The 16,118-nt window shown below is 68.7% G+C and carries 19 protein-coding genes; 12 read left to right on the forward strand and 7 right to left on the reverse strand.

The window, feature by feature from the left end:
• Positions 1-19: 19 nt before the first annotated feature.
• Positions 20-1,009, reverse strand: coding sequence for a DUF808 domain-containing protein (locus FFF93_RS15165; protein WP_138768186.1), 990 nt, complete (start codon positions 1,007-1,009; stop codon positions 20-22).
• A gap of 159 nt (positions 1,010-1,168) precedes the next feature.
• Here FFF93_RS15165 and FFF93_RS15170 point away from each other — a divergent pair, with 159 nt between their 5' ends.
• Positions 1,169-1,558 (forward strand): VOC family protein, encoded by a 390-nt coding sequence (locus FFF93_RS15170; RefSeq protein ID WP_138768185.1) that lies wholly within the window; start codon positions 1,169-1,171, stop codon positions 1,556-1,558.
• A gap of 75 nt (positions 1,559-1,633) precedes the next feature.
• Positions 1,634-2,473 (forward strand): MBL fold metallo-hydrolase, encoded by an 840-nt coding sequence (locus tag FFF93_RS15175; RefSeq protein ID WP_138768184.1) that lies wholly within the window; start codon positions 1,634-1,636, stop codon positions 2,471-2,473.
• Here FFF93_RS15175 and FFF93_RS15180 read toward each other — a convergent pair.
• Both FFF93_RS15180 and FFF93_RS16975 read right to left on the reverse strand, forming a co-directional pair.
• Positions 2,470-3,390, reverse strand: coding sequence for a 2-hydroxyacid dehydrogenase (locus FFF93_RS15180; RefSeq protein WP_138768183.1), 921 nt, complete (start codon positions 3,388-3,390; stop codon positions 2,470-2,472). The genes FFF93_RS15175 and FFF93_RS15180 overlap by 4 nt on opposite strands.
• Positions 3,391-3,466: 76 nt before the next feature.
• Positions 3,467-3,628 carry a hypothetical protein gene (locus FFF93_RS16975; protein ID WP_186372174.1) on the reverse strand — a complete coding sequence of 54 codons (162 nt, stop codon included), beginning with the start codon at positions 3,626-3,628 and terminating at the stop codon, positions 3,467-3,469.
• Between the two features lie 164 nt (positions 3,629-3,792).
• Between FFF93_RS16975 and FFF93_RS15185 the strand changes: the two genes are divergently transcribed.
• Positions 3,793-4,629, forward strand: a complete 837-nt coding sequence (locus tag FFF93_RS15185; protein WP_138768182.1) for an alpha/beta fold hydrolase — start codon at positions 3,793-3,795, stop codon at positions 4,627-4,629.
• A gap of 304 nt (positions 4,630-4,933) precedes the next feature.
• Entirely contained in the window at positions 4,934-5,410 is a 477-nt protein-coding gene (locus tag FFF93_RS15190; protein ID WP_138768181.1) for a hypothetical protein, read from the forward strand.
• An 84-nt stretch (positions 5,411-5,494) separates the two neighbouring features.
• Here the strand turns inward: FFF93_RS15190 and FFF93_RS15195 are convergent, their stop codons facing one another.
• Positions 5,495-6,499, reverse strand: a complete 1,005-nt coding sequence (locus FFF93_RS15195) for a serine hydrolase (protein ID WP_261375184.1) — start codon at positions 6,497-6,499, stop codon at positions 5,495-5,497.
• A gap of 73 nt (positions 6,500-6,572) precedes the next feature.
• Complete coding sequence (locus tag FFF93_RS15200; protein ID WP_138768180.1) at positions 6,573-7,232, reverse strand: uracil-DNA glycosylase; 660 nt, start codon at positions 7,230-7,232, stop codon at positions 6,573-6,575.
• 96 nt (positions 7,233-7,328) lie between these two features.
• Here FFF93_RS15200 and FFF93_RS15205 point away from each other — a divergent pair, with 96 nt between their 5' ends.
• From FFF93_RS15205 to FFF93_RS15220, 5 genes are all read left to right on the forward strand, one after another.
• Positions 7,329-7,853 (forward strand): DUF488 family protein, encoded by a 525-nt coding sequence (locus FFF93_RS15205; RefSeq protein WP_138768179.1) that lies wholly within the window; start codon positions 7,329-7,331, stop codon positions 7,851-7,853.
• A 72-nt stretch (positions 7,854-7,925) separates the two neighbouring features.
• Positions 7,926-8,090, forward strand: a complete 165-nt coding sequence (locus FFF93_RS16980; protein WP_186372298.1) for a glycine zipper domain-containing protein — start codon at positions 7,926-7,928, stop codon at positions 8,088-8,090.
• Between the two features lie 43 nt (positions 8,091-8,133).
• Positions 8,134-8,946, forward strand: a complete 813-nt coding sequence (locus tag FFF93_RS15210; protein WP_138768178.1) for a hydroxypyruvate isomerase family protein — start codon at positions 8,134-8,136, stop codon at positions 8,944-8,946.
• 82 nt (positions 8,947-9,028) lie between these two features.
• Positions 9,029-9,508: a thioredoxin-dependent thiol peroxidase gene (gene bcp / locus FFF93_RS15215; protein ID WP_138768177.1), complete on the forward strand. Its 480-nt coding sequence runs from the start codon at positions 9,029-9,031 to the stop codon at positions 9,506-9,508.
• 168 nt (positions 9,509-9,676) lie between these two features.
• Positions 9,677-10,624 (forward strand): hypothetical protein, encoded by a 948-nt coding sequence (locus FFF93_RS15220; RefSeq protein ID WP_138768176.1) that lies wholly within the window; start codon positions 9,677-9,679, stop codon positions 10,622-10,624.
• Between the two features lie 90 nt (positions 10,625-10,714).
• On the opposite strand, the gene FFF93_RS15225 is transcribed toward FFF93_RS15220, so the two are convergent.
• Complete coding sequence (locus FFF93_RS15225; protein ID WP_138768175.1) at positions 10,715-11,563, reverse strand: class I SAM-dependent methyltransferase; 849 nt, start codon at positions 11,561-11,563, stop codon at positions 10,715-10,717.
• A gap of 195 nt (positions 11,564-11,758) precedes the next feature.
• Between FFF93_RS15225 and FFF93_RS15230 the strand changes: the two genes are divergently transcribed.
• The 3 genes from FFF93_RS15230 to purM all read left to right on the forward strand — a co-directional run bounded on the left by FFF93_RS15230 (position 11,759) and on the right by purM (position 14,988).
• On the forward strand, positions 11,759-12,085 hold the full coding sequence (locus FFF93_RS15230) for a hypothetical protein (protein WP_138768174.1): 327 nt from the start codon (positions 11,759-11,761) through the stop codon (positions 12,083-12,085).
• Positions 12,086-12,148: 63 nt separating this feature from the next.
• Positions 12,149-13,822 (forward strand): amidophosphoribosyltransferase, encoded by a 1,674-nt coding sequence (gene purF / locus FFF93_RS15235; RefSeq protein WP_138768173.1) that lies wholly within the window; start codon positions 12,149-12,151, stop codon positions 13,820-13,822.
• A complete protein-coding gene (gene purM / locus FFF93_RS15240; RefSeq protein WP_138768172.1) occupies positions 13,819-14,988 on the forward strand; it encodes a phosphoribosylformylglycinamidine cyclo-ligase in 1,170 nt (389 codons plus the stop codon). Before purF ends, purM begins: the two co-directional genes overlap by 4 nt.
• Positions 14,989-15,112: 124 nt before the next feature.
• Here the strand turns inward: purM and FFF93_RS15245 are convergent, their stop codons facing one another.
• Positions 15,113-15,892, reverse strand: coding sequence for a VOC family protein (locus tag FFF93_RS15245; protein WP_138768171.1), 780 nt, complete (start codon positions 15,890-15,892; stop codon positions 15,113-15,115).
• Positions 15,893-16,118 lie beyond the last annotated feature (226 nt).

The raw sequence follows: 16,118 nt of genomic DNA on the forward strand, positions 1-16,118 counted from the left end.
GGCGAATCCGGGGCGTGCCTCAGCCGTCGACGGTGGTGCGGACGTCGTCGTCCGTGTGTCCGCTGTCCTTCTTGCCGACCGGCAGGACTTTGAGCAGCGGCTGCAGGATCGCCATCACGACGAGGCCCCAGCCGAGCCCAAGGACGGTCGAGCACAGGGTGTTCACGAGCCAGGCCAGGAAGCCGCCCGCCACCGGTATCCCGGCGACGGGGTGTTCGAGGGCGTGCACCAGGTCATAGGGCAGGTGCCAGCCGAGGTCGTGGGCGCCTTGCAGCATGATGTGCCCGCCCACCCACAGCATGGCGCCCGTCCCGACCACGGTGATCGTGGTCAGCACGGCGGGCATCCCCCTGACGAGCAGCTCGCCGAAGCGCTGGGAGCCCGCGGACTCCCTGGTGGTCAGGTGCAGGCCAATGTCGTCCATCTTGACGATGAGCGCGACGGCGCCGTACACGGCCGCCGTGATCGCGAGCGCCACTGCGACCAGGATGGAGGCCCGGACCCACAGAGATTCGGCCGCCACCTCGTTCATCGCGATGACCATGATCTCGCAGGAGAGGATGAAGTCGGTGGTGATGGCGCCCTTGGTGACCTTGGCTTCCGCCTCCGGCCCACGGTCGACCGCCGGGGTGTCTTCTTCGGCCTCGTGGTGGCCGCGGAGTTTGTGCCAGATCTTCTCGGCACCCTCGTAGCAGAGGTAGGTGCCACCCGCCATGAGGATGAACGGAATGACCCCCGGGATGAAGGCGCTGATGAGCAGCAGCGCCGGCAGGATGATCAGGAGTTTGTTCCGCAGCGAGCCCCAGAAGATCTTCTTGATCATCGGCAGTTCGCGTGATGGGTCCGCCCCGGAAACGTACTGAGGGGTGACGGCGGCGTCGTCAATAACCACGCCCGCCGCCTTGGCCCCGGCTTTGGCTGCTCCCGCGGCGACGTCGTCCACCGATGCGGCGGCGATCTTGGCCAGGGCTGCGATGTCGTCCAGCAGGGCGACCAGGCCGCCGCTCACAGTCCGCGTCCGTCCTGTTTGGGGGCGGACGGCTGGACGGAGGTGCCCTGGTCGGGGTGCGTGATCGGCATGCTCAATTATATGGTGGCGCGCAGTCCGCCAACCCGAGCGGTCAGGCGGCCGGTGCGCCCGTCCGCCGGCCGGGTGTAGCTTGGCCAGATGCTGAGCATAGGTTCGATCGTGATCCGGGTGGACAACCTCGAACGACAGATGGTCTTCTGGCAGGCCGCGCTGGGCTACGAGCCGCGGCACGAGCCCGTCGACGACTTTGTCATCCTGCAGCCGCCGAGCGGTGACGGCACCTGCATCTCGCTCGACCGCGTTCCCGCTCCCATTCAGATCCCGCCGCGCCTGCACCTGGACCTGTATACCGACGAACAGGACGCCGAAGTGCAGCGGCTCCTAGGCTTGGGCGCCACTCGGGTCGAGTGGAGCAAGCGGCCGGCGGACGCGGACTACGTGATCCTGGCCGACCCGGAAGGCAACCGGTTCTGCGTGGTGGACACCGCCGGGCCCGGCAACTCGCCGTCGTCCCCTGCGGAGGGCTGAACATCTGAGTGCTTGCGCTCCACTCCCGGCCCGGAATACCGTCCCAAGCAGCAAACCACAAGCGGAAGGCATCCCATGCTGAAGCAAGTCGCCGAGGGCGTTCTGGTCCATGAGAGCGAACTCCTCCAGAGCAACTCCGTTGTCGTGCAGGGCCGGGACGGAGTGTTGCTCATCGACCCCGGCATCACGCGCAGCGAAATGGCCGGTCTCGCGAACGACCTTCGAGGCCTGGGCCGGCCCGTCGTCGCAGGCTTCGCCACGCATCCCCATTGGGACCACGTCCTCTGGCACGAGGCGTTCGGCGACGCGCCCCGATACGGCACAGCCCGCTGCGCGGCGTCGATGCAGGCGCTACTGTCGACCTCGGGCTGGCAGGACCGCGTAGCCGGGGTGCTACCGCCGGAGTTCGCCGGGGATATCCCGCTGGAACTGTTCGGGCTCATTACCGGCCTGCCCGCCGAAGCGGCGCACGTCCCCTGGGATGGCCCCTCGGTCCGCATCATCGAGCATCAGGCCCACACCGCAGGCCATGCCGCGCTGCTGATCGAGGAGCGTGGCATCCTCGTCGCGGGCGACATGCTCTCCGATGCCCTGATGCCGTTCCTCGACCTCGACGCCGCGGATCCGCTCGAGGACTACCTCGCATCGCTGCGGCTGTTCGAGCGCGTGGCGGACGACGTCGATGCCGTGATCCCCGGCCACGGCTCGGTCGGCGGAGTCGAGCAACTGCGGTCACGGATCAAACTGGACCGCGCTTACGTACACGCCCTGCGCGACGGCGCCGAGCCCGACGACCCGCGGCTCGGTCCGTCGGCCCCGTTGGGGTGGCTGCCCGACGTACACCAATGGCAGGTACAACGGCTCGCCCAAAGACAACAGGACGAGACGCGCGACGAAAAGCCCGGGCTGACCTAGCCGCCCAGCACCACGTTCACCGGCGGTTCGCCCGCGAGCATGAGCTCGATCTGCCGCTGGACAAGCTTTCCCATCCGCGGGCGCATGGCCGCGCTCGCCCCGCCCACGTGCGGGCTGATGATGACGCCGGGGATCCCCCACAGCGGGTGGCCTTCGGGGAGCGGTTCGGGATCAGTGACGTCCAGGGCGGCGCGGATCCGGCCGGACGAGGTGTGCTTGACCAGCGCCTCGGTGTCCGCGACCGGGCCGCGGGCCACGTTGACCAGGAGCGCGCCGTCGGGCATTGCCGCGAGGAAGGCGTCGTTGATGAGGTGGCGGGTGGAGTCGCTGAGCGGTACCCCCACAATCACGATGTCGTGCTCCGGCAGCAGCCCGGGGAGCTCGTCGATGCCGTGGACGTGGCCGCGGCCATCGGTCCGTGCCCGGCTGGCCACCCGGGTGACCGTGGTTTCGAACGGCAGCAACCGGTCCTCGATCGCCTTGCCGACGCCGCCGTAGCCGACGATCAGCACGCGCTGGTCGGCGAGGCTGGCGGTGGGGCGGCTCTCCCAGCGGCCCTCACGCTGGTTCTGCAGCACGCGCGGGAGCTCGCGCTGGCTGGCCAGAATCAGGGCCAGGGCCAGCTCGGCGGTGGACGTTTCGTGGACGCTGGCGGCGTTGGCGAACGTCCGGCCGGCCGGCAGGAACTCCTCCACGCCGTCGTAGCCGATCGACTGGCTCTGCACCAGCCCGGTCTCCACGCCCTCCAGCCCACGCAGGACCTTGGTACCGCCCATGTACGGCGGCACCACGATGTCCAGACGGGGCTGCGGCGGTTCACCGGACAGATCCCACTCGAGGACGGTGACGTCCGGGTGGGGCTGGAGGTATTCACGCAGGGTCGCGTCGGGCAGGCTGACAGTTATTTTCCTGGGCATGGTTGCCAGCCTAATAGGCCAACGCCGACGACGGCGGAAGGTGACGGCCGCCGTCGTCGTTCCGGGCCGGGAGTGCCTAGCGGCCGAAGAGCTTGGCGAAGAAGCCGGTCTTGGGCTCGTTCTCGTGGCCCTTGCAGCGGTCGGCGCTCTTGACGCCGCGCATGACCTGGTCAACGTGCTGGCCGCAGCCGGCCCAGGTGGTCTTACCGCACTTCTTGCATGCAACCTGTCGGCACATCTGGCTTCTCCCTCAGTGGTAGGTCTAGTGCTTCCACTATACCCCCGGGGGTATTCGGGGCAAATTCGTGGAACACGCTAGCCCTGCGGGGCGTTGGTTTCCTACAGTGGGACCCGCTGCGGGACGCACGTACTGACTTTAGACCGTACCGAGAGGATCGCTTCATGGCATACATCAAGGTTGGAACCGAGAACAGCACCGACGTCGAGCTCTACTACGAGGACCACGGGACCGGCCAGGCGGTGGTCCTGATCCACGGCTACCCACTGGACGGGTCCTCCTGGGAAAAGCAGACCACCGCGCTCCTGGCCGCCGGCTACCGCGTGATCACCTACGACCGGCGCGGCTTCGGCAAGTCCAGCAAGCCCACCGAGGGCTACGACTACGACACCTTCGCGGCCGACCTCAACACCCTGATGACGGAGCTGGACCTCAACGACGCAGTGCTGGCGGGCTTCTCGATGGGCACCGGCGAAGTGGGGCGCTACCTCGGCAGCTACGGCTCCGCACGGGTGGCCAAGGCCGTGTTCCTTGGCTCGCTGGAGCCCTACGTGCTGCAGGCCGACGACAACCCCGACGGCGTCCCGCAGTCCGTGTTCGACGGCCTGCTGGAGGCGGTCACGGCCGACCGCTACGCCTTCTTCACCGACTTCTTCAAGAACTTCTACAACAGCGACACCTTCCTGGGCACCCCGCGGCTCAGCGAGGAAGTCCTGCGGGCCGGCTGGAACCTCGCCACCTCGGGCGGCCCGACGGCGTCCGTCGCCGCCCAGCCCACCTGGCTCACCGATTTCCGCGGCGACATCCCCAAGATCGACGTCCCGGCCCTGATTGTCCACGGCACCGCGGACCGGATCCTGCCGATCGACGTCACCGGCCGCCGCTTCGCCAAGGCCCTGCCGAACGCGGAGTACGTCGAGATCGACGGCGCCCCGCACGGGATGCTCTGGACCCACGCCGCCGAGGTCAACGAGTCGCTGCTGAGGTTCCTCGCGAAGTAGCCGCCTTTCCGCGCCGACATCGGACAGGCGCACCCCGGGCCCGGGGTGCGCCTGTCCGTTTCCGTGGCGCTTTTCCGAAAGGGCCGCGGGGCTGGCGGATGGGGACCGGCAGGCGCACGATTAAGGTATCGGGTGACGTGGAGGCCAACGAGCACACGCCGGCCCGGCCCGCCGTTAGCGCGGGAAAAATCATCACAAGTGGACGGGAACGCCGCCGCGATTGCGGTGCCACCGCGGCGTGATCGTGCCGGCACGCACCGTCCGACCTTATTGAACCGCATCCTCCAGCAGGAGCACCGACGAAATGTCTATTACCCCATCAACCAAAACACCCCGGCCCCGGACGTCCAGGTTCGCCCTCGTCTCGGCCGTCACCCTGGGCCTGCTGGGCGGCCCTGTGGCCCTGGCCGCACCGGCCGACGCCTCCGCCTCCCTGCGCGGCTGTACCGTGGAGGCGCTGAAGCCCAGCTTGCGCGACCACCAGATCGACTTCCGCATCAAGGTGGACTGCAACGGGAACAAGACCGTGCAGATCAAACAACTGCGCTTCGAGGACGAACGCGGCCGCCGGCACGACGACCTCACCGGCGTTTCCTGGTTCTGGAGGTCCCTCGACCGCCACGACGACTCGGTGACCATCCACAACTACGTCGACCGCCACCGCAGCCAGCGCGTCTACCAGCTGGTGTCCTTCCGCGTACGCAGCGGCAACAGCGACAACTGGTCCGATTGGAGCAGCTGGGACAAGAGCGAGGTGCTGTCAGTCTGGCAGTGGCGCTGACGATTCACTGACGTCCCCGGACGGCGCCGGCAGCGACGAGGGCGCCTGGCCGCGGGGCCCCTAGGAGCCCCCAGAACCGCGGCCCTAGAACAAGGTGTCCGCCACGGCCTGCGTCACTTGATGGATGACTTCCGTCCGTTCGGGGACACTGCCCAGGTCATCGCCCTTGGTATAGACGACAAGGGCGTAGGCGCGGCCGTCCTCGGCGAGGATGGCGGCGTCGTGCAACTCTCCGCCCAGCAGCCCGTACTTGTGGAAGACGGCGACGCCGGCCGGTACGGCGGCCGGGATGAGCGTTTCATAGTTGGTGTTCTGCATGAAGGCCAGCAACTGGGCGGTGTCCGCGGGTTTCAGCAGCGTTCCGGTGTAGAGGCCGGCCAGGATGCGGGCCATGTCCGCGGGTGTCAGCGTGTTGCTTTCGGGGCTGTAGTCCACGCCGATCGAGGCCGCGTAGTCCGTCAATGCCGCATGGCCCACGGAGTCCATGATCAGCGACCAGGAGTCATTGTCGCTCTGCTGGATCATCGCCTGCAGCTGGAATTCCGCGGTGTAGTCACCCAGGGGGTCATTGAGCGACGCCGCCCCCGTTTCCACGAGATGGTAAAACGCTTCCGCGGCCAGGACCTTGGCGGTGCTGGCGGCGACGAACGCTGACTCCACCCCGTACCGGCGGACGTCGCCGGAGGCGGCCGCGCCGTCGGACACATCCAGCAGAGCCACACCGATCTGGTACTCCGGACTCGCGGCGACGATGTCGTTGATCTTGGCATCCAGAGCCGGGCCCAGGCCCCCCGCGGCGCTCGGGGTGACTGCTGGCGTGGCCGTCGGCGTGGCAGCTGGGGCGCCGGCCGGGGCCGGCGCCCCGAGGGTCGGCGCCGCGGCGGCGCCCGATACGCTGCCTGTCCGGACGGACGCCGTCGAGCCTGCCTGGGCGGCCGAGTGGACGCCGGCACCCAGCGCCGCAGCCAGCAGGGCGGCGCACACCGCCATCAGCAGGGCCCGACGACGCCGGAACGCCCTCAAGCGGCGGCGGGAGCCCCCACTGCCGGCGGGACGGTAACCGGGCTGCCGGGGCGTGCGCTCTTCCATAGTTCGCCAAGCTAGCCACGCTGGCTATGGAAGAGCTATGAACCACCTGTCACCAGGCCAGCAAGATGGAAAGCTACGTCTGGGCACCCCAGCCGCCGGCCGCAATCAGTTCCTCCAGCCCCCGTTTGAACCCGGACCGGCCGCCGTGGGCGGGATGCCTTATTTTCGCCGCCTCGACGCCGTTGCGGTGCAGGCTGCGCTGTGCAACATTGCCCACGGCCACCACGGTCTCGATCGCGAACATCTTCGCCAGCTCCTGCCAGAACTGGCTCCCCAGCGCGGCTTCGGCGGCTGTCGGGGTTCGGTTGGAAAGCGGCCGGCCCGGCACGTGGGTATGCCAGGGGCACGCGCTCCAGAGCAGCGGCAGGAAGTCCAGCTCCGCCAGCACCTCCCACATCACCGTGGCCGTCGGCTCCGCCGCAACGCCCTGCGCTTCCGGCGGCAGCACGTATCCCTTTCCGGGCCCGAACAGGCCGAACGCGTTGGCCGGCCCCTCGAGGATGGTGCGGTTGGTGAACGGAACGCCGGTGATCTTCATGCCCCGGAAGCCCGGCGCTTCCCCCACCAGCAGCACTTTCGGGGCGCGCTCCCGCATTTCCCGCAGGTACGTCGCCAGGTTCCGCCGGCGGAGCGCGTTCGCGGGTACGCTGTGATCGAAGAAGTTGGCGCAGCCGGGGCCCGTTTCCACCGCGGCGAGGCGGTCTACAAAGTCCTGTAGGGCGGATGGCGTCATTGTGGGGTGCCCGTTCACTCGGCGGCTGCTAGGTCAATCAGACTATCCGGCATGCTTAAGCGCCGGCACCGCCCGGGGCAGTCATAGCATGGGGAGATGACGGACACGACCATCTTCACGGTGGGGCACTCCACTCATCCGATCGAGGAATTCATCGACATCCTGAAGGCCCACGGGATCAAGAAGTTGATCGATGTGCGCACCGTCCCGAAGTCGCGGCACAATCCGCAGTTCAATTCGGACACACTCGCGGCTAGCGTGCGTGCCAACGGGATCACCTACCGGCGGATGGCGTCCCTCGGCGGCCTGCGGCACACCTCCAGGGACAGTGCCAATGGGGCATGGCGGAATGCGTCGTTCCGGGGATACGCGGACTACATGCAGACCGAGGAGTTTTCCGCCGCCATCGGCCAGCTGCTGGAGCGCGGGCGGAACAACGATGCGGCAATCATGTGCGCGGAGGCCGTCCCGTGGCGCTGCCACCGTTCGCTGATCGGCGACGCGCTCCTGGTCCGCGGCGCAGAGGTGCTGGACATCATGACGGAGAAGTCCGCCAAACCTCACACCCTGACCTCCTTCGCCCGCGTCGACGGGCACCGGGTGTGGTACCCGGCAGACTGACGGCCGGACCCATGATCCGACCATCGGCTCCGTGTGAGGCCCGGCCACCCCGGGGCTTGCTAGCCTGAGGCTGTGAAGTACCAGTCCCTGTGGATAGGAATGCTCGTTGGCGCCGCCCTTGGCTACTCCATTGGCGTGGCCACGGTCGACAAGCCCTTTACCGGGCTGCTGATCGGCATCGGCGTCGGCGCGCTGGTGGGCCTTGCCGCCAGGAAGGATCCCCGGAAGCGTCGATAGGCCGTCCCTGCCCGGACCAGAACGACTCCAGAAAGAACCCACCGTGACTTTTTCCGTGAACTGCTCCATCCTGCTGACCGAACTGCCGATGCTCGAACGTCCTGCCGCGGCGAAGGCAGCAGGTTTTGACGCCGTCGAATTCTGGTGGCCGTTCGCAGGTTCCGTCCCGGGGGACGCGGAGCTCAGCCGCTTCGAGCGGGCGATCACGGACGCCGGCGTCCAGCTCACCGGCCTGAACTTCGACGCCGGCGACATGCCCGCCGGCGACCGCGGCCTGGTGTCCTGGATCGGCCGCGACTCCGAGTTCCGGGACAACATCGACGTCGTGGCCGGCATCGGCGCGAGGCTCGGCTGCACCTCCTTCAATGCCCTCTACGGCAACCGGCAGGACGGGTACACCCCCGAAGCCCAGGACGCACTGGCAGTCCAGAACCTCGCAGCCGCCGCCGGCGCCGTGGCCCGGATCGGCGGAACCGTGCTGCTCGAACCGCTCAGCGGCGCGCCCCGCTACCCGTTCCTCACCGCCGACGACGCCCTCCGCATCATCACCCGTGTTCGGCAGGAGACCGGCGCGGACAACATCCGGCTGCTCGCAGACTTCTACCACCTCGCGGTCAACGGGGACGACGTCGACGCTGTCATCGAAAGCCACGCCGGCGACTTCGGCCACATCCAGATCGCGGACGCCCCCGGCCGCGGAGCCCCCGGCACCGGGGACCTTCCGCTGGAGCACTGGATCACCCGCAGCCGGGAGCTCGGCTACGAGGGCTACGTCGGCCTTGAGTACAAGGCCCCGGCGGCAACCGCCTTCGACTGGGCCCTCCGCCAGCGCACGGCCCGCCCAACCGCCGGCTGAACCCGCCCGGAATACCGGATCCGCCCCTAGTGTTGTGCACCACAGACCAATTTGCCGCCGCCCTCCCAGCGAAGGACCTCCCATGAGCCAGAACCTCACCGTCAAGCTTCAGCCCGGCACCCCGGCGCCCGATTTCACCCTGCCCGACGCCGAGGGCAAGCCGGTGTCCCTCGCCGACTACCGTGGCAAGAACGTCATTGTGTACTTCTACCCGCAGGCCGCCACCCCGGGCTGCACCACCGAGGCCTGCGACTTCCGCGACAGCCTGGCCTCCCTGCAGGGCTCGGGCTACGAAGTCCTAGGCATCTCCCCGGACGCGCCCGAGGCCCTGGCCCACTTCACCGGCGACTTCGCTCTGACCTTCCCGCTGCTCGCCGACGAGGACCACGCCGTGGCCCTGGCCTACGGCGCGTGGGGCGAGAAGCTGGTCCGCGGCGAAATCACCGAGGGCATCGTCCGCTCCACCGTGGTCCTCGATCCCGAGGGCAAGGTCAAGCTCGCGCAGTACCAGGTCAAGGCCGAGGGCCACGTTGCCGCCCTGAAGGAAGAGCTCGGCGTCTAGCGAATCCGCCCTGGATCCGGGAATCCGCTGCGCTTTCGGACAACCGCGCCCCGGGTCCGGAGTGCGCCCGTCCGAAACCGCAGCGAAAATCCGGAGCAGTAGCGGCGGTTGTCCACATTCGGCGTCGGGGCCGTTGCCGACGACCGGGCGGCGGGACAGCATCGGGGCATGGACCTCCCCCAGCTCATCCTCAGCAGTGATTCGACCCGCCTGGGCCGGGACACCCGCACACTGGCCCGCCGGGCCGCGGCAGGGGAACTGCGCCGCATCCGGCAGGGCGTCTACGTGCCCGCAGTGGCGTGGGACGCACTGCCGCGCTGGGACCGGTATCCGCTCCTGATCCAGGCTGCCGCGTCGACGCTGCAAAGCCGGACGGTGTTTTGCCGACAGTCCTCCGCTGCGCTGTGGGATCTTCCGGTGCTGGGCAGTTCACCGTTGGTGCATGCCTGCACGTCCGACGACGGCGGCGGCCGCTCCCGCGCGGGCGTCCGGCGCCACTTCGCCGACCCCGAGTCACTTCAGGTCGAAGAGCGCCGGGGACTCTTGGTCACTACCCGGGTCCGGACGGTTCTGGACCTGGCCGCTTTCGAGTCCTTCGAACAGGCAACCGCCGCGCTTGACCACGTGCTGAAACCACAGCCCGGGCTGCCTGCGCTGAGCAAGGAGGAGCTCGACACCGGCATCGGAGCCGACTACAGCGCAGCCGCGGCGCGCAGAATCCGGGCCGCGCTCGACTTCGCAGACCCGGCGTCGGGATCGCCCGGGGAATCGGTGAGCCGGGCGCTCATGCATCGGCTCGGTTTCAAAGCCCCAAAGCTACAGGCCGAGATCCGCGATGCCAGAGGTCTGGCCGGCTACTCCGATTTCGAATGGCCCGAGGAGCGCCTCTGCGGGGAATTCGACGGCCTGGTCAAGTACCGCAAGGCTGAATACCTCCAGGGCAAGACCCCATCCGAGGCCGTCATCGACGAGAAACGCCGCGAGGACCGGATCCGATCGACCGGCCGCCGGGTCGTCCGCTGGACCTGGACGGAGATCTCCGGGCCGGCGAAGTTCGCGGCCTTCCTCACGGCCCAGGGCATCCCGCGGCGGCTCCGACCGGCCTGCCGCCGGTAATCCCGCGGCGGCTCCGGAAATCCGCGCCGGAATCGGACAGCCGCGGCCCGGATCCGCGCCGCAGCTGTCCAAAATCGGAGCGGAATAGGCCTACACCCGCGTGCCGGCCACAATCGTCGCCGTGGACCGCAGCCTGAGCGCACCCTGGTGCTCGTAGCGGCCCAGCATCTGGAACACGTCGGAGCGGATAAGCGACCGGGCATGCTGGTCGGCGTTCGCCAGCCCGGCGGCCATCGTGGTCGCGATGTCCTCCATAAACTCCCAGTAACTATCCGGGGAGCTGTGGACCAGGTCCGTGCTGACCGACCGCTCCGTCACCTCCACCAGGCCGGCCTCCTTGAACAGCCGCGTCATGAACCCGGGAGCCGAGCAGCGAAACAGCCCCGGGGTCCCGGCCGGCGGCCGCGGCAGCTCCGTGTGATGCGCCAGGGTGCCCAGCACAAGACTTGCCCAGGGGTTTTCCGCGGGCCTGCCCCAGACGGCGGCGCTGACTCTCCCCCCGGGTTTGACCGTCCGCACCATCTCCCGCAGCGCGGCCCGCATTTCGGGGAAGAACATAAACCCGAAGCGGCAGAGCACGGCGTCGAACGTGCCGTCGTCGAAGGGCAAGTCCGCGGCGGCGCAGACGCTGAAGCGGACGTTGCCCAGACCCTGGGCCGCAGCTTTCTCCTCGGCCACCTGCAGCATGCCGGCCGAGATGTCCGCCAAGACCACTTGGACGCCCGGCACCAGCGCCGCCACCGTGAGTCCCGGCTCGCCGGAACCTGCCGCCACATCCAGCACCACGGAGTCGGGGCGCAACCGGGCGTCCTCGATAACGGCTTCGCCGAAGGGACGGTGCCAGGCGATCAGTTCGGCATCCCACTTCTTCCAACCGGCCGCAAACCGGTCCCACGTGAGCCGCTGCTGGTCACGGATACTGTCCGCTGTGATTGCCATGGTGCGTCCTTACAAGAATCCGGACCGCACCCTCCCCCATCCCATAGTCTGCCCCGCCGTCGGCGATCCCGCTAGGCTTCCGGATTTTCGCCACGAAATCGGACCGCCGCCACGGGGATCCGCGCCGCGGCGGTCCGAAAACGCCGCGGAATGGCGGCGAAAAACCGGGCCCGCGGGGGCAGTAGGCTTAACAGCATGGCTCCTGAAGACTCCCCCGTTGCGCCCGAACGCCGCGCCGTCACCGTCCGCCGCGCACCCAAGTACGTGCCGTTCCTGATCCTGGGCGGCCTGCTGGGCGTGGTCGTGGCCGCCGTCATCGCCTACGGACTGCCGGGCGACGAGGGCTACGACGCCAACTCCGTCTTCGGCTTCTTCCTGACCTTCTGCGCCGCAGGCGGCGCCATCCTGGGCGCCGCCGTCGCGCTCGTACTGGACCGGATGAGCGTCCGCCGCGCCGAGCACGCCGTCGTCGAATCCGTCCCGGACTCGGTTCCGGACACCGACGACGGCGACCGCGCCTGAGGCCGCCAGGTCACAAACCGGGTCCCGGAAAAGTCCTAGCGCACAACGTGAGATAATCGACCAGTGGCACGCGGCGATGGAAAACTTTCTCATGATCTTCTCTCTGGCGAAAAAGGCCCGCAGGACGCTTGTGGCGTCTTCGGGGTCTGGGCTCCCGGCGAAGAGGTAGCAAAACTCACCTATTACGGGCTGTACGCGCTACAGCACCGCGGTCAGGAGTCGGCTGGTATTGCCACCAGCGACGGCAAGCGGATCAACGTCTACAAGGACATGGGCCTCGTGTCCCAGGTCTTCGACGAGACCACGCTGAACACCCTGACCGGGCACCTGGCCGTCGGCCACTGCCGTTACTCCACCACTGGCGCGAGCCACTGGGCCAACGCCCAGCCCACCCTCGGCGCAACCGCCACGGGCACCGTCGCCCTGGCGCACAACGGCAACCTGACCAACACCGCCGAGCTCAAGGCCATGATCATGGAGCGCAACGGCGGCCAGCTCAGCGGCGAAATGAAGCAGGGCAACACCTCCGACACCGCCCTGGTCACCGCCCTGCTGGAGGGCGAAGAGGGCAAGTCCCTGGAACAGACCTCCCTGGAACTGCTGCCCAAGATCAAGGGTGGCTTCTGTTTTGTCTACATGGATGAAGGCACCCTCTACGCCGCTCGCGACACCTACGGCATCCGCCCGCTAGTCCTCGGCCGGCTGGAGCGCGGCTGGGTCGTAGCCTCCGAACAGTCCGCCCTCGCCACCGTCGGCGCGAGCTTCATCCGCGAGATCGAACCCGGCGAATTCATCGCCATCGACGAACAGGGCGTCCGCTCCCAGCGCTTCGCCGAGCCGACGCCGGCCGGCTGCGTCTTCGAGTACGTGTACCTCGCCCGCCCGGACGCCGCGATCGCCGGCCGTTCGGTGTACGAATCCCGCGTAGAGATGGGCCGCCAGTTGGCCCGCGAGAACACCCAGGACGCGGACATCGTCATCCCCGTGCCGGAATCGGGCACCCCGGCCGCCGTCGGCTACGCCGAGGAATCCGGCATCCCGTTCGCGCACGGCTTCGTCAAGAACGCCTACGTGGGCCGCACCTTCATCCAGCCCTCGCAGACGCTGCGCCAGCTCGGCATCCGGCTCAAGCTCAACGCCCTGGAGTCCGTGATCCGCGGCAAGCGCGTGGTGGTGGTGGATGACTCGATCGTCCGCGGCAACACCCAGCGCGCGATCGTGCGGATGCTCCGGGAAGCCGGCGCCGCCGCGGTGCACGTCAAGATCTCCTCCCCGCCGGTGAAGTGGCCGTGCTTCTACGGCATCGACTTCGCCTCCCGCGCGGAGCTGATCGCCAACGGCGCCACGATCGACGAGATCTCCCAGGCTATCGGCGCGGATTCGCTCGCGTACATCTCCGAGGACGGCATGATCGGCGCCACCCGGCAGCCGCGCGAACGCCTGTGCACGGCCTGCTTCACAGGCCAGTACCCGATCGAGCTGCCCGGCGCCGACAAACTCGGCAAGAACCTGCTGGAACGCCCCGACTCTGTCGGACAGCCCGCCGGCTTGCCCGCGACGGTGGCCCCCGCAGCGTCCGCGTCCGACGCCGCCATCCCCGCCGACGAGGACCCCGCCGAGAAGGCCGGCGCCACCGGTTGCGATCCGGGACCCGACGCCGAATTCGAAGAACTGCTCACCGACGCCGACCGCGTACCCGCCGACAGGCATGATGCCGACAAGAAAGAGCCAGTATGACTTCCGCCTCCCCGGCCGCTGACATGAACTCCGCCCAGAACACCGGCATCACCTACGCCTCCGCCGGGGTCGACGTCGAAGCGGGCGACCGCGCCGTCGAGCTCATGAAGGACGCCGTCAAGGCGACCCACAACTCCTCGGTGATCGGCGGCGTCGGCGGCTTTGCCGGCCTGTACGACGTGTCGAAGCTGCTGACCTACAAGCGGCCGCTGCTGGCCACCTCCACGGACGGCGTCGGCACCAAGGTCGCCATCGCCCAGGCCATGGACATCCACGACACCATCGGCTTCGACCTGGTGGGCATGGTGGTGGACGACATCGTGGTGGTGGGCGCCGAGCCGCTCTACATGACCGACTACATCGCCTGCGGCAAGGTCGTCCCGGAGCGCATCGCGGACATTGTCCGCGGCATCGCGGCCGCCTGCTCCGTCGCCGGCACGGCCCTCGTGGGCGGCGAGACCGCCGAGCACCCGGGTCTGCTGGGCGAACACGAGTACGACGTCGCCGGTGCCGCCACCGGTGTGGTCGAGGCCGAGTCGCTGCTTGGCCCGGAGCGCGTCCGCGCCGGGGACGTGGTGATCGGCATGGCCTCCTCGGGCCTGCACTCCAACGGGTACTCGCTGGTCCGCCGCGTCGTCAACCACGCCGGCTGGGCCCTGGACCGCCACGTCTCCGAGTTCGAGCGCACCCTGGGCGAGGAACTCCTGGAACCCACCCGCGTGTACGCCGCCGACTGCCTGGACCTGGCCCGCACCTTCCCCGTGGACGGCTCCGCCGCCGGCCAGGCCGTGCACGGCTTCAGCCACGTCACCGGCGGAGGCCTGGCCGCCAACCTGGCCCGTGTCCTGCCGCAGGGCCTGCTGGCCACCGTGGACCGCGCCACCTGGGAACTGCCGGCCATCTTCAAGCTGGTCTCCGAGCTGGGCAACGTCCCGCTGGCCGACCTCGAGCGCACCCTCAACGTGGGCGTGGGCATGGTCGCGATCGTCTCGCCGGAGGCTGCCGACGCCGCGGTGAACCACCTGAACGCTCGCGGCCTGCCCTCCTGGATCATGGGCACCGTCGGGGAAAACTCCGACTCGGTTCTGAAGTCCGGCCCCGACTACGTCCAGGGCGCCAAGGGCGTCGACGGCGGCGCCGTCCGGATGGTCAACGCCTACGCCTAGACCCCACCGAGTGCTCCCTAAGTGCCGTCTGGCAGCTTCAAAACGGCGGTTGGGCCCACGCCGGCAGGGTTCCCTGGCCGAGCTTGCGAGGCTAGGGCGCCGGTGGGGAGCACTCGATTGGTTTTTAAACCTCCAGGATACTGAACACGCCGCCCTGCGGATCCGCCAGGGTAGCGACGGTTCCGGCTTCCTCGCCGTCCTCCGCTTCGACGAGGACGACGCCGCCCGCCGCCCGCGCCGCGGCCACGGCGTCGGCCACGCTTGCGACGCCGAAGTACACCTGCCAGCCGGGCTCGAGGTTGGGCTCGGCCGCCGGGACCGTGGCGATCCCGGCCACCTCGGTTCCGTCCACAATCAGCGTCGTGTAGGTTCCGCCGTCGTCCTGCGGGTATTCGGTCACCTCATGGCCCAGCAGCTGCTGGAAGAAGCCGACGGCGGCCTGTGGCTCGGGCGTCAGCAGCTCGACCCAGGCCAGGGCTCCGGGCTCCTCGGTGCGTGCCGCGCCGAAGTGGCTGCCCGCCTGCCACGCCCCGGTGGTCCCTCCCCCGGGCGGGGAAAAGAACACCATAACGCCGGTGCCCTCCACGGCTTCCGGGCCGAATTCCAGGCTCCCAGCCGCATGCGGGACCTCGGCAGCGAGCCCGGCGGCGTCGTCGACGGCGAAGTAGACGTTCCACTGGCCCGGGGCCGCGGCCTGTTGCTGCTGAGGGTTTTGCGGCGCGATCACCGTCACCAACTCCTGGCCCAGAAACGCCTTGGCATAGCTGCGACCGTCGGGAGTAGGCAGGTCCTCGTACGTCCAGCCGAAGAGGGCGGCGTAGAAGTCCTTGGCCGCCGCGACATCCGACGTCTGGAGATCGGCCGAGCAGACCTCACCTTTGGCAAAGCCCGATCGAATGGCCATGGCAGTCCTTCCCGGAGAACGCCGGGCACTCCGGCACATCCAAACTAGCCTGCGTCCCAGGGGGCGGCAACCGACGCACGTCCGCCGCCGATTCGACGGTTCCCCGCCTGTTCGACGCTCACAAACGTCGAGTGGGCGCGGAACCGTCTAAACGGCGCGGCGCGGTGCGGAGAGGGGCGGACGCAAGAAACCCGCCGGGCACGCCCCGGGAGGGGTGTGGCCGGCG

The sequence above is a fragment of the Arthrobacter sp. KBS0702 genome (assembly GCF_005937985.2).
In the GTDB taxonomy this organism is placed as follows: domain Bacteria; phylum Actinomycetota; class Actinomycetes; order Actinomycetales; family Micrococcaceae; genus Arthrobacter.

Bases quoted from the DNA above. Each gene is read 5' to 3' on its own strand.
- purM (WP_138768172.1), top strand. From the start codon at position 13,819: ATGACTTCCGCCTCCCCGGCCGCTGACATGAACTCCGCCCAGAACACC.
- FFF93_RS15225 (WP_138768175.1), bottom strand. From the start codon at position 11,563: ATGGCAATCACAGCGGACAGTATCCGTGACCAGCAGCGGCTCACGTGG.
- FFF93_RS16975 (WP_186372174.1), bottom strand. From the start codon at position 3,628: ATGTGCCGACAGGTTGCATGCAAGAAGTGCGGTAAGACCACCTGGGCC.
- FFF93_RS15190 (WP_138768181.1), top strand. From the start codon at position 4,934: ATGTCTATTACCCCATCAACCAAAACACCCCGGCCCCGGACGTCCAGG.
- FFF93_RS15220 (WP_138768176.1), top strand. From the start codon at position 9,677: ATGGACCTCCCCCAGCTCATCCTCAGCAGTGATTCGACCCGCCTGGGC.
- FFF93_RS15185 (WP_138768182.1), top strand. From the start codon at position 3,793: ATGGCATACATCAAGGTTGGAACCGAGAACAGCACCGACGTCGAGCTC.
- FFF93_RS15195 (WP_261375184.1), bottom strand. From the start codon at position 6,499: ATGGAAGAGCGCACGCCCCGGCAGCCCGGTTACCGTCCCGCCGGCAGT.
- FFF93_RS15245 (WP_138768171.1), bottom strand. From the start codon at position 15,892: ATGGCCATTCGATCGGGCTTTGCCAAAGGTGAGGTCTGCTCGGCCGAT.
- FFF93_RS15175 (WP_138768184.1), top strand. From the start codon at position 1,634: ATGCTGAAGCAAGTCGCCGAGGGCGTTCTGGTCCATGAGAGCGAACTC.
- FFF93_RS15200 (WP_138768180.1), bottom strand. From the start codon at position 7,232: ATGACGCCATCCGCCCTACAGGACTTTGTAGACCGCCTCGCCGCGGTG.
- FFF93_RS15180 (WP_138768183.1), bottom strand. From the start codon at position 3,390: ATGCCCAGGAAAATAACTGTCAGCCTGCCCGACGCGACCCTGCGTGAA.
- bcp (WP_138768177.1), top strand. From the start codon at position 9,029: ATGAGCCAGAACCTCACCGTCAAGCTTCAGCCCGGCACCCCGGCGCCC.
- FFF93_RS15230 (WP_138768174.1), top strand. From the start codon at position 11,759: ATGGCTCCTGAAGACTCCCCCGTTGCGCCCGAACGCCGCGCCGTCACC.
- FFF93_RS15205 (WP_138768179.1), top strand. From the start codon at position 7,329: ATGACGGACACGACCATCTTCACGGTGGGGCACTCCACTCATCCGATC.
- FFF93_RS15170 (WP_138768185.1), top strand. From the start codon at position 1,169: ATGCTGAGCATAGGTTCGATCGTGATCCGGGTGGACAACCTCGAACGA.